The organism is Neobittarella massiliensis (ex Bilen et al. 2018), assembly GCF_900289145.1.
Classification (GTDB): domain Bacteria; phylum Bacillota; class Clostridia; order Oscillospirales; family Ruminococcaceae; genus Neobittarella; species Neobittarella massiliensis.
The window spans coordinates 63,545-90,001 of the sequence record NZ_OKQO01000006.1 but is presented as its reverse complement, the minus strand read 5'-3'; the positions used below and the strand labels follow the sequence as shown (position 1 = coordinate 90,001).

The window sequence follows — 26,457 nt, the reverse complement described above, 5'->3', positions numbered from 1 at the left end:
CGGGGGGAATTTTAAAATGGCTATGAACCGGGTACGCCTGACTATTTGCCAAAACGAGTACGTCATCGCCAGCAGCGAGGACGAGGGATATGTGCGCTCGCTGGGTGCCAAGCTGGACGAGGCGCTGCGGGGGATGATCGACCAGGACAGCCGCATGACGGTGACCACCGCCGCCATTTTGCAGGCGCTGGACTACATGGACGCCTGCAACAAGGCCCAGGAGAGCGCCGACAACATGCGCGCCCAGATAAAAGATTACCTGGAGGACGCGGCCAAGGCGCGCATCGAGTGCGAGTCGGCCAAGAGAGAGGTGGAGCGGCTGCAGCGGGAGATCGTGGCGCTGAAGACGCGGCTTGAGATCCAGTAGCGTGGCGCTGGAGATACTGGCCCCCGCCGGGGGACCCCAGCAACTGCGGGCGGCGGTGCGCAGCGGCGCCGACGCCGTGTATTTGGGCGCCACCAGCTTTTCGGCCCGCAGCGGCGCACAGAACTTTGCCCCCGACGCGCTGCCGGAGGTGGTGCGCTACTGCCACCAAAATGGGGTGCGGGTGCACCTGGCGCTGAACACGCTGCTGCGCCAGGACGAGTTGACGGCGGCCATGGCGGTGGTGGATACCGCCGTGGCGGCGGGGATAGATGCCCTGATCGCACAGGACCTGGGGCTGGCGCAGGCTGTACACCAGCGCCACCCGCAGTTGCCGCTGCACGGCTCGACACAGATGAGCATACACTCCCTGCAGGGGGTACGGATGTTACAGAGCCTGGGATTTACCCGGGCTATTTTGGCGCGCGAACTGACGCTTGCTGAGATCGGCGATATCTGCCGGCAGAGCCCCACCGAGATCGAGGTGTTCGTGCACGGGGCGCTGTGCATGTCGGTCTCGGGGCAGTGCCTGCTCAGTGCGGTGATCGGCGGCCGCTCGGGCAACCGGGGGCGCTGTGCCGGCACCTGCCGGCTGCCTTGGCAGGTGTGCGGGCGCGGCGGCCACGACCGCCACGACCTGAGCTTAAAAGACCTGTGCGCGCTGGACTACCTGCCGCAGCTGGCGGAGATGGGGGTGGCCTCGGTCAAGATCGAGGGGCGGTTAAAGCGGCCGGAATATGTGGCCAGCACCACCTATGCGGCCCACTGCGCCCGCGCTGGAAAGCCCTATGACCGGCAGCGGCTGCAGGACCTGTTTTCGCGCAGCGGCTTTACCGACGGCTTTTTGACCGGGCACACCGGGCAGGAGATGTTTGGCTGGCGCCGGGAGGACGATGCCCGCAACACCGCCCAGGCGCTGCAGCAGGCCATGCAGGAGGTGGTGCGCCCCGACGACATGCGGCCGGCGGCCGGCGGCGACAAACCGCTCTACATGCAGTTTTTGCTGGATGGCGAGGCGGCGGTGCTCACCGCCCGCAGCGGCGATAAAGAGGTGTGCTGCCGCAGTGAACGCCCCCAGCTGGCCACCGGGCGGCCCACTGCCGCCGAGGCGGTAAAAAAGGCGCTGGGCAAGACCGGCGGCACGCCGTTTGTGCTGCGGGACTGCCGAGTAGAGGTGGACGAACTGCACTTTTTGCCGGTCTCGGCTATCAACGGGCTGCGGCGGCAGGCGCTAAAGCAGCTGGGCGCGCTGTGCAGCGAGGACGCACCGGCTACAGCATCGTCAGCAGACCTGCCGCCGTTTGCGGCGCCGGCCATCCGCCGGCCAGTGCCCGCCGAACAGGGGCTGCGGGCGCGGTTTGAGACCGTGGCCCAGCTCGGCGGCTGCCGGGAGGTGCTGGGGGCACTGGAGCGCATCTACCTGCCGCTGGGGCAGCTCTGGGCGCACGCCGACGATCTGGCGCCGCTAAAGGACAAGCTGGTGTGCGAGATGCCGCGGATGCTGTTTGGCGGCGAGGCACAGGCACTAGAGCGGGCGCGGGCGCTTTGGGAGCGGGGCTTTACCCGCTTTGAGGCCAACAACTTAGCCCACATCGGGCCGCTTCGCGAGATGGGGGGCACAGTGCTGGGCGGTGCGCCGCTCAACACCTTTAGCGCCCAGACAGCGCTTTGCTACCGGCAGTTGGGAGTGGGCGAGATCACGCTGTCGCCAGAGCTGCGACAGCAGCAGCTGGGCGACTTTCCCCGGGAAATAGTCTGCGGGGCCATCGGCTACGGCTACCTGCCAGTGATGGTGCTGCGGGCCTGCCCGCTGCGGGGCAAAAAGGGCTGCGCCGGCTGTGACCGGCGCGGGGCGCTGACCGACCGCACCGGCAAGCGGTTTGCGGTTTTATGCCAGGGCGGCTACAGCTACCTGCTCAATGCCCTGCCTATCGACATGGGCGACCGCCGGCAGGCGCTGCGCGCCTGCGACTACACAGTACTGTATTTTACCGTTGAGGACCCGGCCGCGTGCCGGCGGGTGATCGACTGCTACAGCGCGGGGCAGCGCAGCGGGGAAGCGTTTACCCGCGGACTGTACCTGCGGGGGGTATTATAGATGAAGCTTATGATAAAATTGCTGCGCCAAGGCGCCAAAGCGCCAACCCGCGCCACCGCCGGCAGCGCCGGCTACGACCTGTACGCCTGCCTTGAAAAACCGCTCTGCATCGCGCCGGGCGAGGCGGTGGGCGTTCCCACCGGGTTTGCTATGGCCCTGCCCGACAGCGGCTGTGTGGGACTGGTATACGCCCGCAGCGGACTGGCCATCAAGCACGGACTGGTGCCGCAAAATTGCGTGGGCGTGATCGACAGCGACTACCGGGGAGAGGTGCTGGTGGCGCTGCGCAACCAGTCGGCCGCGGCCTACACGGTGGCCCCCGGCGAGCGCATCGCCCAGCTGGTGATCACGCCGGTGCTGCTGCCGGAGATAGTTCTGACCGACTGTCTGCCGGACACTGACCGCGGCGACGGCGGCTTTGGCTCGACGGGGAGGAAGTAGCGGGTATGGTGATCGAAAAAAAAGGCTTTGCGCCCATGTGTGACTTTGCGCCGCTCAATTTGTGCCTGGCCTCGGCGTCGCCGCGGCGGCGGGAGATACTGGGGCTCATCACCCGCGATTTTACCGTGTGTGTGAGCGGGGAGGATGAGGTGCTGCCCCACCAGATGCCGGCCGAGGAGATGGTGCAGTACCTGGCCCGGCAGAAGGCGCAGGCAGTGGCCAAGAGCCGGCCGGACTGCACCGTGCTGGGCAGCGACACGGTGGTGGGCCTTGACGGCCGCACCTACGGCAAGCCCCGCGACCAGGACCACGCCGCCGAGATGCTGCGCACCTTTTCGGGCACCGACCACCAGGTGCACACCGGGGTGTGCATTTTGCGCGGGCAGCGGGAGATCGTATTTTGCGAGACGGTGCAGATGCACATGCGGCCCATCACCGAAACTGAGCTGCAGGCCTACCTGGACACCGGATTGTGGGCCGACAAGGCCGGCGCCTACGGCATAAATGGGCCGGCGGCGGCCTTTTTTACCGGCATCGAGGGAGATTTTTACGCCGCTTTTGGCCTGCCGCTGTGCCGGGTGTACCAGGTGCTGACCGAGCTGCTGGCCGATGCGGGACACTGAACAAAAAACAGGCTGAATATTTAGAAATTCTTCATAAAAAGTAGTTGAGAAACGCCGCCACAGCGTTTATAATAAGGTATGTGAGTCAATAAATTGGACAGGCGCGTAAAAAGACGCGCTGTTGCGATATGCCGCACCGGCGAGCGCTGCTTTGCGCGGGGGGCGGTCTACCTTACTGTGAGCGAGGTATATCTGAAAGGGGATCATATATGTTTTCACGCGATGTAGGCATCGACCTGGGCACCGCCAACACCCTGTGCTTTATGCGGGGCAAAGGCATCATCATGCGCGAGCCCTCGGTGGTGGCCGTAGATAAAAAGACCGACACGGTGCGTTTTGTGGGCCAGGAGGCCAAAGACGTGATCGGCCGTACGCCCGGTTCTATCGTGGCGGTGCGCCCGCTGAAAGACGGCGTGATCGCCGATTTCGACATCACCACCAGTATGCTGCAGATCTTCATCAAGAAGATCTTTGGCGGCAAGATGTTCGCCCGGCCGCAGGTCATCATCTGCATCCCGTCGGGGGTGACTGCCGTTGAGCGGCGGGCGGTGAAAGAGGCGGCGCTGAAAGCCGGCGCCAAGCACGTGTCGGTGATCGAGGAGCCCATGGCGGCAGCTATCGGCGCCGGGCTGCCGGTGGCCGAGGCGGTGGGCAGCATGGTGGTGGACATCGGCGGCGGCACCAGCGAGGTGGCGGTCATCTCGCTGGGCGGCATCGTGGCGGCCAAGTCGGTGCGCGTGGGCGGCGACGAGTTCGACTCGTCCATCATCAACTACGTGAAAAAGACCTACAACCTGCTCATCGGCGAGCGCACGGCGGAGTCGATCAAGATCCAGATTGGCTCGGCGGCGCCGTACGAGGGGGAGGGCTCTATCGAGATAAAGGGCCGCGATCTGGCCGACGGTCTGCCCAAGAACATCTCGCTCTCGGCCAAAGAGGTGCGCGAGGCGCTGCGGCTGCCGCTGCAGGAGGTGGTGGACGCCATCAAGACCACCCTGGAGCGTACCCCGCCGGAGCTGTCGAGCGATATCATCGACCACGGCATCACTCTGACCGGCGGCGGCGCGCTGCTGCGCGGGCTGGACGAGCTCATTTCGGGCGAGACCGGCATGCCGGTCCACATCGCCGAAAATCCGCTGGACTGTGTGGCGGAGGGCACCGGCAAGGTGCTGGAGAACATCAATGTGCTAAAAGAGGTCCTCTCGGACGAGGATTAGGCGCCGGGCCCCGGACGGGGCGGGCGGCGGGCCCCTATCGGCGTGAGGGCTGGGGCGCGCGAACAGAGGACACGACTGAGCGGGTAAGCGGCTGCGGCAGGACCACTGCTGCCCATTGCCCGCTCCTTTTTATACCGGCGCGAGGCGCCGGCTGGCTGGGAGCATCTCTGGAATGAAAGACTTTTTTAAGACCACCCGCTTTAAGGTGATCATCTGCATCGTGGCGCTGCTGTTTGGGTTTATGATCCAGGCGGCCTATACCGGCACGCTGTCGTCACTGCCCTCGAAGATCATCGGCACGGTGACGGCGCCTTTTCAGGCGGTGGCCACCACGGTGTCGGGCTGGTTCGGCGGCTTTTTTGACCGGCTGACCCTGGCCGATGAGCTGCTGGACGAAAACCAGGAGCTGAAAAAAGAGATACAGGAGCTGCGGGGCCAGCTGACCGACCTGGACCGCTACAAAGAGGAGAACGCCAACTACGCCCAGCAGCTGCAGATCCAGCAGGCGCACCCCGAATACAAAATGGTGACTGCCAGCGTGATCGGCCGTGACGCCAGTGCCCGTTTTTACGCCTTTACCATCGACAAGGGCACTAGCGACGGCATCAAAAACCAGGACCCGGTGATCACTTCGGACGGGCTGGTGGGGCTGGTGATGGAGGCCGGGCCCAACTACTCGACGGTGATGACGATACTGGACCCCGCCTTTAAGCTGGGGGTATACACCAGCCAGTCGCGGGATACCGGTGTGGTATCGGGCGACACTGCGCTCTCGAAAGAGGGGCAGACCAAGCTCAGGTACCTGTCGCGCACCTCGACGGCGGCCGAGGGAGACATGGTGTTGACCTCGGGCATGGGGGACATCGCTCCCAAAGACCTGCTCATCGGCACCATCAAATCGGTAAAGCCGGAGAAAAACGGCATCACCAAATACGCGGTACTGGAGCCGGTGGTGGATGTTTCGAGCGTGTCGACGGTGATGGTGCTCATCGAGCACTGACCCCGGTGGGGCGGAAAGGGCGGATAGCTGTTGCAAAAGATACCGGTTCGAGTGCATTTGCGGTGGGTGTTTTACGCGCTGCTGCTGCTTTTGCTTTATACCATGCAGACCACCCCGGGGCTGTTTGGCATTGCCGGGGTGCGGCCGGCACTGGTGGCGCCGGCCGCGCTGGCCATCGCCATTTATGAAAATGAGCTGGCCGGTGCCATATACGGGGCGGTGGCCGGGCTGATGTGGGACCTGTCGGCGATGCGGCTGTCGGGCTTTAACGGGGTGATCCTCTGCGTGCTGTGTGTGGCCTGCTCGTTTTTCTTTATTTTTTGGGTGCGCAAGACGGTGCTCAACGCCAGCTTGGTCTGCGCGCTGGCGCTGCTGGTACAGTGCGGGCTGGACTACCTGTTCAACTTCTTTTTCTTTTATAAGGACAGCCTGTATATCCTCACCCGGCAGCTTTTGCCGGGGACGCTGTACACCGCGCTGTGCTGCCCGCTGATACTGCTGGCGGTGCTGGGCATCCGCCGCGCCTGCCTGCGCGGTGAAGGGACCTGAACACGCCCGGCCCGACCACTTAAAACATCTGAGAGAAGGAGGGCTCTATGCTCAAAAAATTCTTTTCCAACCGGCTGAGTTACCTGGGGCTCATCCTCCTTTTGGTGGGGGGACTGTTTGGCTCGGTGTTGTTTGACCTGCAGGTGGTGCAGGGGGACAGCTACCGGGAGCAGGCTGACGCCAGCGCGGTGTACACCATGGACGTCTCGGCGGCCCGAGGCGAGATCGTAGACCGCAACGGGGTGGCGCTGGCCACCAACCGGGTGGGCTATAACGTGCAGTTCAACAAGCTGTTTTTGCCCAGCGAGGACCTGAACGAGACCATTTTGAAGCTGTGCGGCATTATGACTGCCAAGGGGCAGACCTGGAACGACACGCTGCCCATCAGCAAGTCGGAGCCGTACGGGTTTTTGACCTCGGCGGAGGAGGCGGCCAACGCCGGCAGCACCGAGAATGTGGACGTGCGCACCGAAAAAGAGCTGGCGGCAGACATTGAGAGCCTTAAAAAGACCAACGACTTAAATGTTTACGCCACCGCCGAAAACGTGATGGACAAGCTCATCGAGAAATACGAGCTGAAGGAATACAGCCGCCAGGATGCGCGGACCATAGCCGGCGTGCGCTACGAAATGGAGCTGCGGGGTTATTTTTCGAACACCCCCTACACCTATGCCAGCGACATCTCTATCGAGGCGGTGACCGCCATCGAGGAGGCCAGCATGCAGATGCCGGGGGTGGGCATCGTGGAGGAGGCCATTCGCGAGTACCCCAACGGCACCCTGCTGCCCCACCTGCTGGGGCACATCGGCTCGATAAGCAAAGAGGAGTACGAGGAGCTGGCCAAAAAGGGCTATAAGCTCAACGATGTGGTGGGCAAAGACGGGGTGGAGAAGGCCTATGAGAGCACCCTGAAAGGCACGGCCGGCCAGGTGCAGGTGGTGAAGGACAAGTCGGGCAATGTGCTGAGCCAGACCGAGACCAAAGCGCCCCAGCCCGGCGGCACGGTACAGCTGACCATCGACGCCAACTTACAGGGAAAGACCCAGGAGATACTGGAGCGCTACATTAAAAATATCGCCGCCACCAAAGGGGTGGGGGTGGGTGCCGACGCCAACGCCGGCGCGGCGGTGGTGCTCAACACCAAGACCGGCGAGGTGCTGGCCATGGCCAACTACCCCACCTACGACATCAACAACTTTTTTAAAGATTATAACGCCTTGTACAAGGACCCGCTCAACCCCATGTTCAACCGGGCGCTGGACGGCACCTACACCCCCGGCTCGGTATTCAAGCCCTGCGTGGGGCTGGCGGCGCTGAGTGCGGGTACGATCAACCCCTCTACCAGCGTGACCTGTAACCATGTATATACCTACTTTGACGGGTACAGCCCCGAGTGCTTGGGCACGCACGGGCCCATCTCGCTGAAGCGGGCGCTGGCGGTATCCTGTAACATCTACTTTTACGAGGTGGGCCGCCAGGTGGGCATTCAGAAGATATTTGACACCGCCCACCAGCTGGGGCTGGGCGAGGACGGCGAGTCACTGGGCTTTGAGCTGGGCGGCGGCACCGGATCGAAGATCTCGCACCCGGACAACTACTCGCGCGAGTGGGTGCCCGGCGATATCGTGCAGGCGGCGATCGGTCAGGGCGAGACCATCGTGACCCCGCTGCAGTTGGCCACCTATGCGGCCACCATGTCCAACAACGGCACCCGCTACAAGTCGCACCTGATCAAAGGCGTTTTGGACCACAACACCGGCGCGACCATTTATGAGACCAAGCCCACCGTGGCCGCCCAGGTAGAGGGCATCAGCGACGAGGACTACGCCGCCGTGCGTGAGGGTATGGTGGCGGTGTCGCGGGAGGGCTCGGGCCGGCCGGGCTTTCAGAACTACCCCATCGATGTGGCCTCTAAGACCGGTACCCCGCAGGTGCCAAACGGCAGCCCCAACGCGGTGTACATCGCCTACGGGCCGGCGGAAAACTCGGAGATCGCGGTGGCAGTGGTCATTGAGCACGGCGGCGACAGCTACTACCTGTCGCCGATGGTGGCCGAGATCATGAACGCCTACTTTTACCCCGACGGGCAGGCTGCCCAGTGACCCAGGCGTATTGAGCGCACAAAACCCGCCCCGCCGACACCGGTGGAGCGGGCTTTGTGTTTGGTGGGCGTGCAGCGGCGCTTTTAGGGGCAAGTGGCAGAAATAGCGAAATGTGTGCTTTACTGGCACCATAAATCCGGCTCACTTTATCGATATGGCACATTTGGGGCATCGATTTGTCTATTCTGTGTTTGACGTGGCATAATTTCATGTGTTACAATGTTAATCAGATAGTTGTTTCTCGGCGGCGGGTATGACCTGTGTGCCCGTCACATACAGCCCTGCTGCTTTTTTGAAAGGTCGGTGAAAGTGTGGGCGACATAGCGCTCATCACCTCTGGCAAAGGCGGCGTGGGCAAGACGACGGTCGGTTTTTTTACCGGCGTGGCGCTGGCGGCGCTGGGCCGAAAAGTGCTGGCTATCGAGCTGGACACCGGGCTGCGGGGGCTGGACATTATGGCCGGTATATCGCAGCAGACCGTTTTTCACCTGGGGGACGTGACCGAGGGGCGCATAAGCGCTGACCGCGCCGTGGTGCCCTGCAGTTTTTGCCCCAACTTACACATTTTGCCGGCACCGTTTACCCCCGGCAGCCCGATCGTGCCGCAGAAGCTTTTTGAGCTGTGCCGTGCGGCCAGCCGCTTTTACGACTACACGCTGCTGGACGCCCCGGCCGGGGTGGGGGAGGGCTTTCGAGTGGGGGCCTACGCGGCGGACCGCGCGATCATCGTCACCACGCCGGATATTATTGCCGCCCGGGACGCGGGCGTAGTGGGCCAGCTTTTGGACGATTTCCCCAACATAGCCAGCCGCCGGCTGGTGATCAACCGGGTGGAGCCGCGGGACATTGCCAAGAGCTCGGTGCGGGACCTGGACGAGGTGATCGATCTGGCCGGGGCCCAGCTCCTGGGGGTGGTGCCCATGGACCACACCGTACACCTGTCGGCCACCACCGGCGCGTCGCTGCCCGCTAAGGGGCTGCCGGCACGGGTATTTGCAAACATTGCCGCCCGCCTGGAGGGCGCCTATATTCCTTTGGACGTACAATAGATTGGAGGGTCATATCTTGAATATCGCCATCATTGCCAACGACTCCAAAAAAGAACTGATGGTACAGTTCTGCATCGCGTACTGCGGAATCTTGAGCCGCCACGAACTCTGTTCCACCGGCACTACCGGGCATTTGGTCGCCGAGGCCACCGGTCTTGCCATTCAAAAGTTTTTATCGGGCGCACAGGGCGGCCAGCAGCAGATATCGGCCCGCATCGCCAACAACGAGATCGACCTGGTGCTGTTTTTCAGAGATTCCATCAGCCCCAATGTGTCGAAGGCGGGAGACAACAACATGCTGCGGCTCTGCGACGTGCACAACATTCCGGTAGCGACCAACATGGCCACCGCCGAGGTGCTGATCCACGGTCTGGACCGCGGCGACTTGGATTGGCGCAACATCGTCAACCCCAAAAATGCCGGCGCGGCACAGTAGCCCGCCCGCGTTTTAAGGCCTGTATCGTGCATATATTGCTGTTAAAATGGCTTTGACAGAGGAGCAGTAACCGCCTGCCCGCCCGTACAGAGAGCGCCCCACCTGGTGCGAGGGGCGCGGGCAGCGGCGGTGAAGGACACCGCTGTAGCCGGTGGCTAAAAACCACCCGTGCCCCGCGTTAAGGGAAACTGAGTGGGGGGCCGCAGGCCCTCAACAAGGGTGGCACCGCGGAATGTGAAGACTCCGTCCCTTTTTGTGTGGGGATGGGGTCTTTTTTGTCGACTGCGGGAATCAGAGATGAGCGGTGACGGCAAGGGGCGGTGGCACCAGCGGAGCTTTTATAAGGGCTGTGCACGCTTTGCACCGCACAGAGCTTGCCGGACGGCAGTGGTTTGGCACCGCACAGAGCTAAATACCGGCGGCATGTTGCGGCCGTGTTTTACATAAGAGATACCGGCGGCTGTGCCGCGCAGGCAGAAGTGCCGCGCGCACAGCCCCAGAAAATGAGAGAAATGAGGAGCGACCATGGCAAAACTGATCACCACCGCCCCGCGGGGCACCCAGGACGTTTTACCCGAAGAGAGTTACAAGTGGCAGTATATCGAGCAGGCGCTGACGGCGCTGTCGCAGAAATTTGGCTTTCACGAGGTGCGCACCCCGGTGTTTGAGCACACCCAGCTGTTTGACCGCGGGGTGGGGGACACCACCGATATCGTGCAAAAAGAGATGTACACCTTCGAGGATAAGGGCGGCCGCTCGATCACGCTGCGGCCGGAGGGCACTGCCAGCGTGGTGCGCTGCTCGCTGGAGCACGGGCTATTGGGGCGGTCGCTGCCGCTGAAGATGAGCTACCTTATCGACTGCTTTCGCTACGAAAAGCCCCAGGCCGGCCGATACCGCCAGTTCCGCCAGTTTGGCGCGGAGGTATTTGGCTCGCAGCACCCGGCCTGCGACGCCGAGCTGATCGCCTTTGTGAGCCAGATATTCGAGACGCTGGGCGTGGGTGATATCGGGGTGGAGATCAACTCGATCGGCTGCCCCAAGTGCCGGCCGATGTACCACGACAAGCTGCGCGCCTACTTTAACCAGCACATAGACCAGCTGTGCCCCACCTGCCGCGAGCGGTTGGAGAAAAACCCGCTGCGTATTTTGGACTGCAAAAACGACAGCTGCAAAGAGGTGGCCGCCGGGGCGCCCAAGGGCATCGACAACCTGTGCGAGGAGTGCCACGACCACTTTGAGGGGGTAAAGACCCGGCTGGACGCCATGGGGATCAGTTACACGGTGAACCCGCAGATCGTGCGGGGGCTGGACTATTATACCAAGACGGTGTTTGAGTTCGTGTCGCAAAATATCGGCGCACAGGGCACCGTGTGCGGCGGCGGCCGCTATGACGGGCTGGTGCAGACGCTGGGCGGCGCGCCCACCCCGGCCATCGGCTTTGCCATCGGCCTGCAGCGGCTGATGCTGGTGATGGAGCACGCCGGCGCCTTTATGGGCCGAGATACGGTGTGCGACCTGTATATCGCCTCGATCGGCGAGGCAGCTTCGGTGAAGAGCCAGCAGATCGCCATGGACCTGCGGCGGCAGGGCTTTTTCTGCGAGAGCGACGTACAGGGCCGCAGCCTGAAGGCGCAGATGAAATACGCCGACAAGCTGGGCGCCCGCTACACGCTGGTGCTGGGCGACGACGAGATCGCCGCCGGGCGGGGCAAGGTGAAAAATATGGAGACCGGCGAGGAGACCGAGACCGATTTTAGCGCGCTCGGCGGCCTGCTGGGGAAGAGATAACAGCCAGGATAAAGAGGAGAGACGTTTTATGGAGACCATTCACGGATTTGCGCGCACCAGCTACTGCGGCGAGGTGACTAGCGCCCAGCTGGGCCAGACGGTGGGCGTGTGCGGTTTTGTTCAGAAACAGAGAGACCTGGGCAACCTGATCTTTATCGACCTGCGGGACCGCACCGGTATCGTACAGCTGGCCTTTGACGACAGCACCGACCGCACCATTTTTGACAAGGCCTTTACCGCCCGCGCCGAGTACGTGCTGGCGGTGCGCGGCACCGTGCGGGAGCGGGAATCGAAAAACCCCGACCTGAAAAACGGCGATATCGAGCTGTATGTGACCGAGCTGCGGGTACTTTCGAAGGCCAAGACGCCGCCGTTTGAGATCAGCGACAAGGTGCAGGTAAACGACGAGCTGCGGCTGCGCTACCGCTATTTGGACCTGCGGCGCTCGGAGCTGCAGCAGACCATTTTGCTGCGCCACAGGATCGTAAAGGCGGCCAGGGACTACTACGACCGCCACCGCTTTGTGGAGATCGAGACGCCGATACTGATAAAGTCGACCCCTGAAGGGGCCCGCGACTACCTGGTGCCCAGCCGGGTAAATAAGGGCAAATTTTACGCGCTGCCCCAGTCGCCCCAGATGTACAAGCAGCTGCTGATGTTGGCCGGATTTGACCGCTACATGCAGATCGCCAAGTGCTTTCGCGACGAGGATCTGCGGGCTGACCGGCAGCCCGAGTTTACCCAGATAGACCTGGAGATGTCGTTTGTGGAAGAGGACGACGTGATGGCGGTAAACGAGGGCTTTATCAAGTACCTGTTTAAAGAGGTGCTGGATATCGACGTGCCCACCCCGTTTGCACGCCTGCCCTACCGGGAGGCTATGGCCCGCTATGGCAGCGACAAGCCGGACACCCGCTTTGGCATGGAGCTGTGCGACCTGTCGGCAGTACTTAAAGACAGCACCTTCCAGGTGTTTTCGGGGGCGCTGGCCACCGGCACAGTGGTGGGTATCAACGCCAAGGGCCTCTACAGTGAGCTGAGCCGCAAAAAGATCGACAAGCTGGTGGATTTTGTAAAGACCTACCGCGCCAAGGGGCTGGCCTACAGCCGGCTGGCGCCGGACGGGACGGTGGCCTCGAGCTTTGAGAAGTTTTTGACCGAAAAAGAGGTGGCGGACCTGCACGCGGCGCTGGGCGCCGAGCCGGGCGACGTGCTGCTGATCGTGGCCGACGGCGACACGGCCACCGCCCAGACCGCCTTGGGCGCACTGCGCTGTGAGGTGGCCGGCCAGTACGGTCTGATCGACGAGAGCGCCTACAACTTTTTGTGGGTGACCGAGTTCCCGCTGTTTGAGTACAGCGAGGAGGAGGGGCGCTACACCGCCATGCACCACCCGTTCACCGCCCCGTTTTACGAGGATGTGGCGCTGATCGAGCAGGACCCGGGCAGAGCCCGTGCCAGAGCGTACGACATGGTGCTCAACGGCTGCGAGCTGGGCGGCGGCTCGATCCGTATCAGCGACCCGGATATACAGGAGCGGATGTTTGAGGCGCTGGGCTTTACCCCCGAGCAGGCCAAAGAGCGCTTTGGCTTTTTGCTGGAGGCGTTCCAGTACGGGGTACCGCCCCACGGCGGTATGGCCTACGGGCTGGACCGGCTGGTGATGCTGATGCTGCACCGCAGCTCGATCCGCGACGTGATCGCTTTCCCCAAGGTGCAGAACGCCAGCGAGCTGATGAGCGGCTGCCCGGCCCAGGTGGACAAGGCGCAGCTGGACGAGCTGGCGATTGCCACGGTTTTAGACGAGGCGTGAGCGGGCCTTTATGCCGCACCGGCCAATGCCGCTGCTAAAGGCCGGTAAGTGTATCGGCGCAAAGCTCGGTACCGCTCCGACAACATAAAGCTACAGAGAGCGGGGTACAGTTTGACTGTACCCCGCTCTTTTATTTTGGGCTGATGCTCGAGAGCCATATGGACTTGGCGGCGGCGCATTACAGCCGCTGCGGCCGAGGGGCCGGGTGCAGGCGCTGTCCTCCATCATGTCGGCAGCGGCTGATACGACACCTTTTTGTCGCGATATCTGCCGGCCGGCGAGAGCGCGTTTCTCTTACCGGGAACTGACTGTAATGGCCGACTTATATATGGACTACAGCTGCTTTGAGCCGGTATAGACCGATTTAACGCAGTTTTATACCGTGTGAAGGAGACTGTGAGCGACGGGACTCCTCACATTTGCAGGCTGGGCTCTGGGATAAACACTGGGTAGGGTAGCGGGACAAGTGCTGGGTGCAAACATGGGGCGACATAACAAACAGCGCACCCGTACAACAGCGCAACGGTGTAACGGCGGACCAGCGGGCTACAGCGCGGAGCTGCCGCCAATCGCCAATAGAAATACTGTGCCGGTGTTTAATGAGCTTCTAAGCGCTTACCGCCAGGGGCTGCCGGTCACAGGAAATATTTTACCGCTCAAAGCAGTTTGGCCGTGAACGTATGAAGGGATATCGCTTTAAGCGAGCACAAGCACTCAGCGACCGGGGCGAGTATTCCTGTGGCCGGACGCTCTCCGCGGCAGCTGCGCCGGTACCGATACCGACTCGCTCAAAAGTATTTTGGCTCTGGCGCCGGAGCCTATCGGGGGCGGGGTATTGGGTGCAACCTGCTCGCCGCCAACGGACACCGGGCCGCAGAAGGTGTGCTCAGTGGGGGTGGCCGGAATTGAGAAATGACCGTGCCGCCGCGCATGGGGCTGCGCCCACTGTGGGTACAGCCCGCACTAACGGCAAAAGCTTTACCAAATACCTGTGACCTGTGTACAAATTAAAAGATCCGGCCGGGCGCCATGCGCCTGCCGGGTCTTTTTTGACGTTGTTGGGTACATGTCTGCGGTAAGCGGTACAGGAGGGCGCACTTTATGCGGTAGTACCGCGCTACAGGAACAGCTGACGCAGCAGGTCGAGGGCGTCGCTGTCGGTATAGCCGCCGGGGGTACGGGCAAAATTTTTGACGTTTTGCAAGCGGGGGCGGTAGCCCTCGATCTGCTGGGGGTCCATCTTTACCTGTACCGGGCAGAGTTTTTGCAGCGTGGCGCTGAGCGCCGCGAGCGACGGGGCGCCGACCACTTCTAAAAATCGGTCGAACAGGCCGCGCTCGTACCGCCGTGCCCGCTGCAAAAAGGCGGGCAGGAACACGCCAGTAGCGCTGCCGTGGGGGATGGCGTACCCCTCGGTGAGCAGGTAGCCCAAGGGATGGGGAAAACAGGTGCCGCAGCGGCCCAGTGAGAAACCGGCCAAGGTGCAGCCGGCACTGATGTCGTCGCGGAGCGTGGTGTCGATCTGCTCGGGCTCGATAAAGGGGGAGAGACCGGCCAAAGTGGTGAGCGACGGCCACAGCAGTGCGGACCCCTGTAAGGCAAACATGCGGGAGATGGTGTCGGCATTTTGGGCAAAGTAGCTCTCGGCACAGTGAGAAAAGGCATCGACGGCGGTGGAGACGGTGGCCCGATAGGGCAGAGAGTAGGTGTATTTGGCATCGACCAGCGCCAGCGCGGGAAACATGTCGGCCCGGCCCACGCTCTTTTTGACGCCCAGTGCATCGATGGTGAGCACAGCGGTCTGGTCGAGCTCGCTGGAGGTGCCGGCGGTAGTGGGCACCAGCGCACAGGGCAGCGCCGGCAGCGGCCAGTCGAGATCGTAGATCTCCTCGCCGCCGAGATCGCTGTTGGCGGCGTACACCGCTACCGCTTTACCGGCATCCAAGGCGCTGCCACCGCCGATAGCGACGATAAACTCGGCCCCCAGCTCCCGCGCGGCACGGCCGGCGCGGTGGCAGGTGGATACCAGTGGGTTTTCCTCGATCTCGTCGAAGACCGTGTACTCGATACCCTGGAGCTGCAGGGCGGTCTGTACGTCGTCAAGTGCGCCGCTGGCGTGGGCACCGGTACGGCCGGTGACGATAAGGCAGCTGCCGCCCAGCTGGGCCAGCTTGTGCGAATAGGCCAGCACGCAGCCGCTCTCGCAGTGCAGTGGTACCGGCATGTAAAATTGCATCTCCTGCATAAGGGGACCTCCTTTTAAAGATCGCGCTGCAAAGGCGCACTGTTGGGCGTTTTTTCGCGGGCGGGGACAGCTAGCTGCTGTGGGACCGGGCCGGCGCCGACCAGCACATAGGCGTATAGCGCATACCGTCGGTACACTGCTCACTGCCGGTCGCCACAAAGCCGAGGCGGTGATAGGCTGCCAGCCCGCAGGGGGAGGCGTGGACGGTGAACCGGCGCAGGCCGGTCTGGCGGCAGACCACCCCAAACAGCTGCCGGCCGATACCATTTTGACACCGACCCACCGCGGTAAAAAACAGCGCGATATGGGCCCCGCGCAGGGCGAGCATGCCCACCAGCTGACCGCCGGCAAAGGCGCCGTACATCTGCAGCTGGGCGGTGGCGCTCTCGTCATCTAGAAAGGCGTGAAAGGTGGCTGTGCCCACCGAGCCGTAGTCGGCAGCGATGTAGGCGTCGAAGCCGCGGCGGGCCAGCAGCAGCGCCTGGTGGCGGGCCGCGCCAGCGGTGAGGTGCTCCACTTGCAGAGTCATGACCGTTCTCCTTTATAGCCAGGGACAAAGACTGTGTGCGCACCCCGTGGCGGCCGTAATACTGGGGCGCGCCGGATGGGGGGCATACTGCGTACTTCAGAGGTGCTTTTTGATCTGCCGCAACCAGGTGTTCATCACCGACCAGTGGGGAAAGATCTTGGCCAGCAGGTGCATATATTTCACATAGGCCCCACAGGCAGATATATACCGTCCCTCTGCACCACCGGGACGGGTCCGGCCAAGCCGGGGAAATGGATGGGGCGGCCGCCGCGTTCACGCTCGGGCAGATCGGTGCGCACCCAGCCGAGGCAGACGGTGGTAACGGTGGTAACGGCTCTGCGAGGCTCGGCCTGCAGCACACGGGAAATTACACGGCCAGAGGCCTTATCGGCGGCGTGGAGAAAAACAGATATGCGACCAGCTAAAACGAGGCCCGTGAGGCCCCTGTAAGGCTTATATTGACGATGCGGCTGCCTGCTGCATATGTGCTTGCATATAGGGCACACACATGCCGCACAGGGCCGCTGTGGCCGTGCAGCGGACGGCGATGCTGGGTTGGATCCTCGGCGGCGGTAAAGCTGATAAAGAGGGCTATGTTGCCGCCGCCGGCATGGTTGATGAGATATTTTACCACCGGCGACTGATCCTGCAGGCGCTGCCCCGGGGCGGGGAGCGCGGCGGGGCAAGATAAGTTGGCGGGAATGGGGGCGATACTGGGGCTGGGCTCTGTGCACAGCGGCGGCTGCCGCTGCGCGGTGCGGGCCACTGCCCAGATCTCGCCGTCGGGCTCGCGCAGCTGTTGCTCGATGAAACAGCGGCCGATGCCGCCGGTGGCACCGGTAACACCGGTGACCGGCGCGATAGTTGCGCCCATATCTCCCATCATTTCTTGCCGCCTGCACGGCTGGCACCCGACGCCCCGACATCTCGACACCCCGGCACAGTGGGGCCGAGCGCGGGCGGGGCGGGCGGATGGTGGGGATGGTGGGTGGGGCACAGTTTTTTTCACTATACCACAACGCCGATAAAATATCTATGCGCCGGACAGGGACGATTTGAACTGCGGGGGATTTGGGGGTATAATAGCAGGGCGCGGCCACCTGCCGCGACAAATACCGGAGAGAGGAAGACCTATGGAGCTGACCATCATTCAATTTATACAGCAGTTTGCCTCGCCGCTTTTAGATCGGGTGTTCACCGTGATCACCATGATGGGCGAGGAGCTGTTTTTGCTGGGCGTGGTGCTGATCGTCTATTACTGTTTTGACAAGCAGCTGGGCCTGTTTTTGTGCTTTAGCATGCTGACCACCGCCGCAGTCAACCAGGGCATAAAACAGCTGGTGCGGGCACCGCGGCCCATTGGCCAGCCGGGGGTGCGCTCGCTGCGGGTACATACGGCGGGGGGATACTCGTTCCCCAGCGGGCACACCCAGTCGGCCACGGCGATGTTCTACTCGCTGTACCGGTACCTGGGGCGCCGGTGGCTGGCCGCAGTTACGGTGGCGGTGGGCCTGCTGGTGGGGCTGTCGCGGCTGTACCTGGGGGTCCACTGGCCCAAAGACGTGCTGGCGGGCCTTATTTTGGCAGTGGTGCTGTCGGAGATCTGTTACCGGCTGTATAAAAACTGCAAGAACCCGCTGCCGCTGTTTTTGTTGGGTTTTGGCATTTTGCTGCTGGCCTTTTACCCGCTGGGCATGTCGGACAGCTACTTTAAGGCCATTGGCTGCATGGGCGGCCTGTGTGTGGGCTGCTGGTTTGAGCAGCTGTGCGTAAAGTTTAAGACCGCCGGGGTGGGGGTTTTCAAAAAGGTGCTGCGCTGCCTGTTGGGCGGCGGGTGTATGGCCCTGGTGCTGGTGGGAATGAAGTACCTGCTGCCCGCCACCCAGTTGGGCACGGCACTGCGCTACGGCATGACGGTATTTGCCGGTATCGGTGTGGCGCCGCTGCTGTTTAAATCGCTGCGCATTTAGTTTGGCGGGCGAAGTTTTCCACCTGCTTTTACCATCTGGTGGAAAACCCTGACTTTGCACAGGGCAAAAGGCAGGCGGCAGAGCGGGATACCGACAAGCACCGGCGGCGGGGAGAACGGCTGCGGGCTGGCACCTTGGCGGTGGCCCGGCGTTCAGCAGGGGCCGCAGAGACAAAATACCCGCACAGATACCGCTGTGGGCAGGGGCGTTTTTACCGCCGATGCCGCTTATTTTTCACCGTTACAAAAAGGCCGGCTGCCCGATGGGGCAGCCGGCCTTTTAACTGTTTGGTTCTGTTTCGTTTGACGGCCGATCGCTTACTGGGCTTTAACAGCCTGCGGGTCGTCTTTCTCGTCGTCGTCTTTGCGGCGCTTGATGCACAGCACCGAGATGATGAGCTGCACGGCGGCGATGAGTACCATCAGCAGCGTCCAGCGGTCGGTGAAGACCATGGGATCTCTCATATTTTCGGTGAGCAGGAACACCGCGATGGCACCGATACCGGGCACCAAGCTGAGCAGGCGCCAGATACCTTTGCGCTTGAGCGTATTGCTGTCTTCTTCGCGGTCCTGTGCGGCCTGCGACTCGTCTTCGCTCTGACGGTGGCTCTTGCCCAGGACGTAGCCGACGATGAGCAGCACCGACACCAGCGCCGTGGCGATGGCCAGCAGCAGATTGAGCAGCGCCCACTGGGCGTTTAGCTCTGCCAGCGGGGCCTCGGGGTCTTGGATCTGTACCTCAGGGGACTGGGGCTCGACCGGTGTGGCGGGCGTCTCGGGAGAGACCGGGGTCTCGGGCACGTTGGGAGCCACAGGGGAATCCGGCACTGCCGGGGCTGCCGGCACCAGCACTACCGGCGCCGCAGGGGCGTTGTCGGTGGGTTGCGCCGGCGGGGTGGGATCGACCGGCAGGACCGGTGCGACGGGGATGAGCACCCGCTCGTAGAGCACGGTGATGACGCTGCCGTCGGCGACCTGCTGGGGCAGGTGAGCCGGATCGGTACGGCTGAAAGTGGCGTCGGCGTAAGTCTTTTGCTCGACCGGCTGCACATCCAGCAGCTCGTCGCTAAACAGCCACACCTGCTTTTCTACCGTTGCGGTGTCGCGGGGCTGCTGTTCGCCGGCGACCCGGTACTCCACGGTGTAGGAGATGGTTTTTTGTTGGCTGTAATCGGGGGCATAGAAGACGCGGATGGTACCGCCGCCCTCGATCTCGGCCGGCAGATCTGCCGGATCGGTATGGCTATAGGCATAGCCGGTATAGGTATTGGGGACGATGGGGTCGACCGGCAGCGCGCTGGCCTGGACCCACACCGTTTTCTCTACCTGCTGTACATCGCGGGGCTGGCTCTCGCCGTCTACCCAGTGCTCGACGGTGTAGGACAGCGCTTTTTGCTGGCTGTCGTCGCGGCCGTAGTACACCCGCAGCACACCGCCGTCGGCGATCGACACGGGGAGCTGGCCGTCGGCGCTGTCGTAGTGGCTGAAGGTGTAGCCGCTGTAGCTCTTGAGTGATACCGGGCCGGTGGGGATCATCTGCTCGGTAAGGGGGATCTGTGCCTCTACGGTATCGCGGTCGCGGAAGTTCTGTTCCCCCTCGACCCAGTGCTCCACCGTGTAGCTGCCGGTGCGGGTGGGGTAGGTGTCGACAAAGCGGATGTGATCGATGTTGGTGATACCTTCACCAGTGGCCGGGTAGAGCATGGTGCGCTGCTCGGCAGTGGGGTAATCGGTATACTTATTGCCGTAGATGCCGTCGGTATTTTTGATATAGCTCTGTCGGGTGGCCCCGGTGACGGCAAAGGCGTGGTAGGTGCGCTGACCGGCCCGCACATAGCCGAGGGCTGTCTCGGGCAGTGTGATCTGCCGGATGAGCTGACCCTGCTCGTCGATCAGGGCGATCTGGGTGTCGGTGTCGGCGGTCAGGGCGTTGCTGGCGGCCACAAAGGTCTCGCCGTCAAAGCCGTCAAAACGGCCGTTGAGCACGCCGCTGACGCCGGATAGGTCGGTGTTTTTGGTATCGACGGCCCAGCGCTTGCCGGTGGACAGAGCCACGATGTCGGCGCCGTTTTCGATAGAGATATCGGTGCCGCCGCTGGAGTAGGAGCCGCCGCCGATGGCCGCTGCGCCGTCGCCAGCCAGCGCGTAGAGCGTGGCGCCGCTGCCGATATGGACACTGCCGCTGCTGACCTGGTTGCCGCCGCCCACTGCAGCGCCGCCGGAGGAGGCGACTGCGGTGATGGTGCCGCACTGCAGGTCGATACTGCCGATGGCGGTATTGCCCATGCTGTAGCCGCTGCCGATGGCTGCGCCGTTTGAGCTGGTGACGGTGGCGTTTACGGTGCCGCTGTAGACGGTGATGGCACCGCCGCCCATACCCTGACCGCCGCCGATAGCCGCGGCGCCGCCGTCGGCAAAGGCGCTGACGGTGGGGGTGGTATCGGCCGAGCCGATGGTGATGACGCCGCCGCTGCCGTAAGAGCTGCCGCGCCCGCCGCTGCCGATACCGGCTGCCCCTTCGCCGCCGGTGGCCTTTATGACACCACCGGTTATGGTGATGATATTTTCACTGCCCATTTGATTGTAACCGCTGCCGATACCGGCCCCGCGGCTGCCGCCGGTGGCGGTGATATCGCCGCCGCTGATGGTGACGGTAGCGGTGCGCTGGTAGGCGCCGCCGATACCGGCGCCCTGACTGCCGCTCTCGGCCACGATGGTACCGCCGGTGATGGTGACGGTGGCCCCCTGACGGGTAGCGCTGTTAAAACCGTTGTTGCCGCCGCCGATGCCCGCGCCGCCACCGCTGGAGTAGGCGTTCACCGAGCCGCCGTTTATAGTGACGGTACCGCCGTGACCGCCGGCGCCACCGCCGATACCGGCACCGCTGCCGCCTTGGCCCTGGATGTAGGCGCCGCTTTTTGCGGTGACAGTGCCGCTCTCGATGGTGATGGAGCCGGCCGGCTGGCGGTCGCCGCCGCCGATACCGGCGGCGTTGGTGCCACCGGTGGCCTGCAGACTGCCGGTGCCGCCAATGACCAGGCTGTTTTTCTCGCTGACTGCCACTGCGGCTTGCCGGTCGCCGCCGGCGACAGTATTTTGGCCCTGTAAAGTGAGCGTGGCGCTGCCCTCTACGCTGATGGCGGCGGTGCTCTGGGCCTGGATGCTGGCACCGGACAGAGTGGCCCGGGCGCCGCTTCCCTTTAAGGTGATCGTATTGGCGGTGCTGCCTGAAGAGGCGATGACCGGGTCGCGCTGGACCTCGCTCTTTTGGCCCTGGGTGACTGTTTGCCGGTCGCCGCTCATTTCGACGGTGATGCTGCCGGCAGACAGGTCCCACGCGCCGGCGGGCACGGCGCCGGTATCGGCGGCCATAGCCGCGGTGGGGAGCGCCCACATCATGGCCGCGCACACCAGCGCACTGACAGCGCGCCTGAGACCGGTGGTTATGCCGCTCGATCGCTTACCTTGTTTCATATGTCTTACCCCTCTCTGGTGGCTCTTATGGATAGGGCCGCGACAGCGGCCAGCTATTTGTCTTTGTGCACAGTATAGCAGCTGCCGGTCACACAACACATCACAGTTTACAAATATTATGAAAAAACATTACCGCCTATTGCGACTGTCTGGATATATTTAGACCAGTTTGAGCACAGGCAAAAGAGCCCCTGCCACCGAATAGGATGGACAGGGGCTCTCTATACTAAAAGTGCCGGATCATTTACCCAGCAGGCCGGTGCGCTTTTTGCCGGAGACGGCGCGCTTTTTGCCAAAATTGATCTTGAGGGTGAGGATCTTATCGCTGGAAAACAGCTTGACGGCCAGCACCATGCAGATGATAAAGAACACCAGCTGGTAGCCGATGCCGACAAAAAACAGCATCTGGTTGCCAAACAGCGTGTTGGGGATGGCCATAAAGGTGTGGGTGAACGGGATGGCGTAGACCAGCAGTTTGGCGGCGGTGGGCAGCATGTTGACATCGGCAAACAGGCAGATGAAGTAGGGGATCATGACCATGGCCATGACCGGCATGACCACCGTTTGCGCGGCCTTGATATCCTCGGCCAGCGAGCCCAGCAGGATGGAGATGGTGAGGGCTATGAGTATGGTCAAAAACAGCTGCACGCCGATGAGCACGTACTGGGGCACCGTGATCTGCAGACCCAGGCTGGAGAGCAGGCGGCCCTTGAGGTCGCTGCTGTCCATCTGATTCATGAAACCGCCGTAACCGAACATGAACACCGAGGCGTTGACCAGCGAGACCAGACCGGCGGCGATCATTTTAGAAAACAGGATGCTGGTGCGCTGGATGGGGGCCGAGAGCAGTGTCTCGAGGGTCTTGTCGTTTTTCTCGTTGACGATGGCCGAGATGATCATCTGCGAGGCAAAGACGATGAGCAAAAATACCACGATGGGGATGAGCATGCTCTGGCTGGAGAGGAAACTGTAGACCTCGGCCGAGTCGATCTGGGCGGTGTGGCCGGATACCTGGGTATACTTTTCGGTCTGGACCGGGTCGCGGGCCAGCTCGGCGTTTTTGACCCCCTGCATGGCCAGCAGCTGATCGCTGGTGATGCGGGAGATGGCCTCGACCGCCGCAGAGTCCATAGAGCCCAGGCTGGCGGTGATGGCGCCGCTGGTGACCAGGTCGTAGACCTTGATCTTTTGCGGCTGGGCGTTATCGGCCATGAGGCCCTGGGTAAAGCCCTGGGGGATGACCATGGCGCTGGAGCGGCCGTGCTTGCCGGCAAAGGCGATGGGGTCGCTCTCGGTCTTTTCGCCCTGATAGACGGTAAAGCCGCTCTGTTTGAGCGCGTCGATGACCGAGCGGGTATAGGGGGTGTCGTCCTGGTCGATGAGCGCGATCTTGCCGGCGTTCTCGGCCGCTGTCTCGGTGACGCTGTTCATGAAGTTGCCCAGCAGGAAAAACGCCGCGGCACAGATGACAAAGGAGAACAGGGTCTGCAGGGTGAGCATTTCTTTGAGCTCTTTTTTGAGCAGTACTGCAAATTTTTTCATGCGCCGGCCACCGCCTTTTCAAATACTTCTTCCAGATTGTGGGTATTGTAGCGCTCCTTGAGCTCGCGGCAGGTGCCGGTGACATGCAGGATGCCTTTGTCGATGATGCCGACCCGGTCGGACAGATACTCGATCTCGAGCATGTTGTGGGAGGAGAGCAGAAAGCTCATCCCCTCAGCGGCCAGGTCTTTGATCATGCGGCGGATCTCCAGCGCGTTGAGGATGTCGAGACCGGAGGTGGGCTCGTCTAAAATAGCCAGGTCGGGGCGGGTCATCACTGCGCGGGAGAGCAGCAGTTTGCGGATCATGCCGCGGGAGTAGCTGCCGATCTTGTCGTGCAGGCGGTCGCCCAGGCCGCATTTCTGCACCGCGTAATCGACGCATTCCTGCGCCTTTTGCCCGTCGCGCACGAACAGGTCGGCCATGAATTTGAGGTAGCCGATGCCGGTCATGGTCTTGTAGGCGCCGGCCTCATCGGGCAGGTAGGTGATGCATTGGCGCACCCGCTCGGGGTGCTCGACCACGCTGTTGCCGCTGACCAGGGCGTCGCCGCCGGTGGGGCCCAGCAGGGTGGCGATCATGCGGATGGTGGTGGTCTTACCGGCACCGTTCGGGCCGATAAGGGCAAAGATCTCGCCCCGGTCGACCTCGAAACTGATGCCTTTGACCGCCTCTTTTTTGCCGTACGACTTTTTTAAGTCGCATACTTGCAGTGTTTTTTCCATATCTTCCTCCCGGGCTGCCGGCGTGCCGAAAAGCCCTCTGTCACAGGTAAAGCTGCCCCCGGCGCCACAGCTGGCGCGGGCAGTGTACACCAATTAGTATAAGGGACGGGAGGAGCGGGCGCAACTAGAAAGCTGCTCCCCACGCTGAAAATATCTTGTAGAAAATGTCAAATACCGGACTGTTTTGCCCCCCTTTTGGACCGGTGCATTGCACTGTTTGGGCTGGCGCGGTATAATAAGACTGTTTTTGAGGACCTGTGTGCGGGCAATACCCGTGCAGAAATGCCCCGCGTCAATTTGGCGCGGCGGCTTTTACAGAGAGGTGGAGACCGAGATGAGAGAGCAGAGACACCGCCGGGCTGCAGCCCGGATACTGGCCCTGTGCCTGTGTGCGGGCATGGCGCTGGCCGCCTTTGCCGGCTGCGGCAAAAAGGACGACAAAAAAACCGCCAAGTCGCAGTCCAGCAGCGCACCGGCAAAGACCATGTACATAAACCCGCTGACCGGCACCGAGACCGAGGACAGCTATGTGACCCAAAATCGCCCGGTAGCGGTGATGATCAACAACATCAAAGCTGCGCTGCCCCAGTACGGTATCGGCAGTGCCGATATTTTGTACGAGGTGGTGGCCGAGGGCGGTATCACCCGCATGCTGGCGCTGTACACCGACTACCGCGCAGTGCCCAAGATCGGCTCGGTGCGCTCGGCGCGGCCGTACTACATAGCGCTGGCCCAGGGGCACGGCGCCACCCTGATCCACTACGGCACCAGCTGGCAGGCCGATGACCTGCTCTACGAAAACGGCATCGAGACGGTGGACGGTATGGCATTGTCGGAGACGGCATTTTTCTTTGACGAGGAGCGCTGGGAATCGGGCTATAACCGGGAACACTGCTCGTTTACCGGGTCGGACTACATCACCGCCGGGCTACAGGCCAAGGATATATCGCTGGCCGGCACGCCCCGGACCGCCTTTCACTTTTACGGTGCAAAGGAAAATGTGTCCCCATTTTCGTACGGGAAAGCGGCCGAGGTGACCTTTAGCTTTTCGGGCTACGCCGACGACCGGCTGGTGTACGACACCCAGACCGACACCTACCAGAAATACGAGTACGGCCAGCCGCAGGTGGACCAGGCCAGCGGCGCGACGCTCGCCTTTACCAACGCCTTTATTCTGTTTGACAACATCTATGTCATCAGCGACGAGGGCCACATGGGCTGCGACCTGGAGGCGGGCACCGGCTACTACTTTACCGGCGGCGCCTACAAGCCCATCAGCTGGAAAAAGGGCGGCCTGGACGATGCGCTGACCCTGTACGAGGAGGACGGCAGCGAGCTGAAGGTGCGGCCGGGGCAGAGCTATATCGCCATCGTGGGGGAGAACATGCGCGACGCGCTGCAGGTGACGCCGGGCCAGCAGGCCCAGGGCGACACGTCCAGCACCAGTCAGCAGTAGCCGGCAGCAACCGGCAGCAACCGGCGGGCACAGCGCGCCAAAGGCGACATAACTGCAATAAAATTGGGGCATACTACCGTCATCATGCGAAAAGGCGGTGACAGTATGCCCCATTTGATCTGTGTGGAAAACGTCAGTAAGATCTACCCGTTCGGGCCGCAGGAGGTGCGCGCGCTAGACCGGGTGAGCCTGTATGTGGATGCGGGGGAGTTCGTCTCGATCGTGGGCAGCTCTGGATCAGGAAAGTCTACTTTAATGAACATCTTGGGCTGTTTGGATGTGCCCACCAGCGGCCACTACTATTTGGAGGGCCAAGACGTGGCCCTGCTGCGCGACGGCCAGCTGTCGCATCTGCGGGGGGACAAGATCGGCTTTATCTTTCAGAGCTTTAACCTGATCCCCACCCTGGACGCGGTGGAGAACGTGGAGCTGCCCCTGACTTACCAGCGCATGCCCAAGGAGCAGCGGCACCAGCGGGCGCTGTGGGCGCTGGAGCAGGTGGGGCTGTCGGACCGGGCGGCGCACCGGCCCAGCCAGCTCTCGGGCGGGCAGCAGCAGCGGGTGGCGATCGCCCGGGCGATTGCCTCGTCGCCCTCGATCATACTGGCCGACGAGCCCACCGGCAACCTGGACCCCCAGTCGGGGGAGGTGGTGATGGAGATCTTGCACCGGCTGCACCGGCAGGGGAAGACCATCGTGCTCATTACCCACAACATGGAGATAGCCGACGAGACCGACCGCATCATCACCATTCAGGGTGGACACCTGGCGCAGCAGCAGTCAGCCAGCTGACAGGCGCACCGTTAGGTGGTGCCGCACCCGCAGCGCAGCCGGAAAAAGGCGTGGGGAGAACGCGTTCTCCCCACGCCTTTTTGGCGCCCAGGTACAGGTGGCACCAGCACCAAACCTGTAGCTCAAGGGCAGGCCTGCAGCTTGCTGTGCAGGCACTGTATAGATGATGCTTTTGGATGGTATAGCGAGATATCCTGCGCCGCTCAGGATCTTGCAGGGACCTTATTTGTAAAACACCTCTA

21 protein-coding genes and 1 other annotated feature are annotated in these 26,457 nt (G+C 62.4%); of the genes, 15 read left to right on the top strand and 6 right to left on the bottom strand.

All coding sequences use genetic code 11. The features are described 5' to 3' along the window. The first annotated feature begins 16 nt into the window (after positions 1-16). The 12 genes from C6Y32_RS09470 (at position 17) to aspS (ending at position 13,483) form a co-directional block, all read left to right on the top strand. Positions 17-367 (top strand): cell division protein ZapA, encoded by a 351-nt coding sequence (locus C6Y32_RS09470; RefSeq protein WP_105205028.1) that lies wholly within the window; start codon positions 17-19, stop codon positions 365-367. Next, positions 354-2,462, top strand: a complete 2,109-nt coding sequence (locus C6Y32_RS09465; RefSeq protein WP_129589427.1) for a peptidase U32 family protein — start codon at positions 354-356, stop codon at positions 2,460-2,462. The genes C6Y32_RS09470 and C6Y32_RS09465 overlap by 14 nt, the downstream gene beginning before the upstream one ends. After that, complete coding sequence (gene dut / locus C6Y32_RS09460) at positions 2,463-2,903, top strand: dUTP diphosphatase (protein WP_105205026.1); 441 nt, start codon at positions 2,463-2,465, stop codon at positions 2,901-2,903. Between the two features lie 5 nt (positions 2,904-2,908). Continuing rightward, on the top strand, positions 2,909-3,526 hold the full coding sequence (locus C6Y32_RS09455) for a Maf family protein (protein WP_243562668.1): 618 nt from the start codon (positions 2,909-2,911) through the stop codon (positions 3,524-3,526). A gap of 209 nt (positions 3,527-3,735) precedes the next feature. Next, positions 3,736-4,743, top strand: a complete 1,008-nt coding sequence (gene mreB / locus C6Y32_RS09450) for a rod shape-determining protein (RefSeq protein WP_105205025.1) — start codon at positions 3,736-3,738, stop codon at positions 4,741-4,743. A 172-nt stretch (positions 4,744-4,915) separates the two neighbouring features. After that, positions 4,916-5,743, top strand: a complete 828-nt coding sequence (gene mreC, locus C6Y32_RS09445; RefSeq protein WP_105205024.1) for a rod shape-determining protein MreC — start codon at positions 4,916-4,918, stop codon at positions 5,741-5,743. A 30-nt stretch (positions 5,744-5,773) separates the two neighbouring features. Next, complete coding sequence (gene mreD, locus C6Y32_RS09440) at positions 5,774-6,292, top strand: rod shape-determining protein MreD (protein ID WP_164998204.1); 519 nt, start codon at positions 5,774-5,776, stop codon at positions 6,290-6,292. A gap of 47 nt (positions 6,293-6,339) precedes the next feature. After that, entirely contained in the window at positions 6,340-8,394 is a 2,055-nt protein-coding gene (locus C6Y32_RS09435) for a penicillin-binding transpeptidase domain-containing protein (RefSeq protein ID WP_105205022.1), read from the top strand. Between the two features lie 311 nt (positions 8,395-8,705). After that, positions 8,706-9,443, top strand: coding sequence for a nucleotide-binding protein (locus C6Y32_RS09430; protein WP_105205021.1), 738 nt, complete (start codon positions 8,706-8,708; stop codon positions 9,441-9,443). A gap of 16 nt (positions 9,444-9,459) precedes the next feature. Then, complete coding sequence (locus tag C6Y32_RS09425; protein WP_105205020.1) at positions 9,460-9,879, top strand: methylglyoxal synthase; 420 nt, start codon at positions 9,460-9,462, stop codon at positions 9,877-9,879. Positions 9,880-9,922: 43 nt separating this feature from the next. Then, positions 9,923-10,133, top strand: a binding site (T-box leader). 271 nt (positions 10,134-10,404) lie between these two features. After that, the gene (hisS, locus tag C6Y32_RS09420; RefSeq protein ID WP_243562666.1) at positions 10,405-11,670 is read left to right on the top strand and encodes a histidine--tRNA ligase; all 1,266 of its coding nucleotides are present in this window, start codon (positions 10,405-10,407) and stop codon (positions 11,668-11,670) included. 28 nt (positions 11,671-11,698) lie between these two features. Beyond that, positions 11,699-13,483 (top strand): aspartate--tRNA ligase, encoded by a 1,785-nt coding sequence (gene aspS / locus C6Y32_RS09415; protein WP_105205019.1) that lies wholly within the window; start codon positions 11,699-11,701, stop codon positions 13,481-13,483. Between the two features lie 1,117 nt (positions 13,484-14,600). Here aspS and C6Y32_RS09410 read toward each other — a convergent pair. The 3 genes from C6Y32_RS09410 to C6Y32_RS09400 all read right to left on the bottom strand — a co-directional run bounded on the left by C6Y32_RS09410 (position 14,601) and on the right by C6Y32_RS09400 (position 17,143). Continuing rightward, entirely contained in the window at positions 14,601-15,728 is a 1,128-nt protein-coding gene (locus tag C6Y32_RS09410) for an iron-containing alcohol dehydrogenase (protein WP_105205018.1), read from the bottom strand. A gap of 70 nt (positions 15,729-15,798) precedes the next feature. Beyond that, on the bottom strand, positions 15,799-16,257 hold the full coding sequence (locus C6Y32_RS09405; RefSeq protein WP_105205017.1) for a GNAT family N-acetyltransferase: 459 nt from the start codon (positions 16,255-16,257) through the stop codon (positions 15,799-15,801). Between the two features lie 421 nt (positions 16,258-16,678). Beyond that, complete coding sequence (locus C6Y32_RS09400) at positions 16,679-17,143, bottom strand: SDR family oxidoreductase (RefSeq protein WP_105205016.1); 465 nt, start codon at positions 17,141-17,143, stop codon at positions 16,679-16,681. 247 nt (positions 17,144-17,390) lie between these two features. Here C6Y32_RS09400 and C6Y32_RS09395 point away from each other — a divergent pair, with 247 nt between their 5' ends. After that, on the top strand, positions 17,391-18,227 hold the full coding sequence (locus C6Y32_RS09395; protein WP_105205015.1) for a phosphatase PAP2 family protein: 837 nt from the start codon (positions 17,391-17,393) through the stop codon (positions 18,225-18,227). A gap of 317 nt (positions 18,228-18,544) precedes the next feature. Here the strand turns inward: C6Y32_RS09395 and C6Y32_RS09390 are convergent, their stop codons facing one another. The 3 genes from C6Y32_RS09390 to C6Y32_RS09380 form a co-directional block, all read right to left on the bottom strand. Further along, positions 18,545-21,700 (bottom strand): FILTED domain-containing surface protein, encoded by a 3,156-nt coding sequence (locus tag C6Y32_RS09390; protein ID WP_105205014.1) that lies wholly within the window; start codon positions 21,698-21,700, stop codon positions 18,545-18,547. A gap of 240 nt (positions 21,701-21,940) precedes the next feature. Further along, positions 21,941-23,242: an ABC transporter permease gene (locus C6Y32_RS09385; RefSeq protein WP_105205013.1), complete on the bottom strand. Its 1,302-nt coding sequence runs from the start codon at positions 23,240-23,242 to the stop codon at positions 21,941-21,943. After that, a complete protein-coding gene (locus tag C6Y32_RS09380) occupies positions 23,239-23,967 on the bottom strand; it encodes an ABC transporter ATP-binding protein (RefSeq protein ID WP_105205012.1) in 729 nt (242 codons plus the stop codon). Before C6Y32_RS09380 ends, C6Y32_RS09385 begins: the two co-directional genes overlap by 4 nt. Before the next feature lie 334 nt (positions 23,968-24,301). Between C6Y32_RS09380 and C6Y32_RS09375 the strand changes: the two genes are divergently transcribed. Next, on the top strand, positions 24,302-25,423 hold the full coding sequence (locus C6Y32_RS09375) for a DUF3048 domain-containing protein (RefSeq protein ID WP_105205011.1): 1,122 nt from the start codon (positions 24,302-24,304) through the stop codon (positions 25,421-25,423). A gap of 105 nt (positions 25,424-25,528) precedes the next feature. After that, positions 25,529-26,215, top strand: coding sequence for an ABC transporter ATP-binding protein (locus C6Y32_RS09370; RefSeq protein ID WP_105205010.1), 687 nt, complete (start codon positions 25,529-25,531; stop codon positions 26,213-26,215). Positions 26,216-26,457 lie beyond the last annotated feature (242 nt).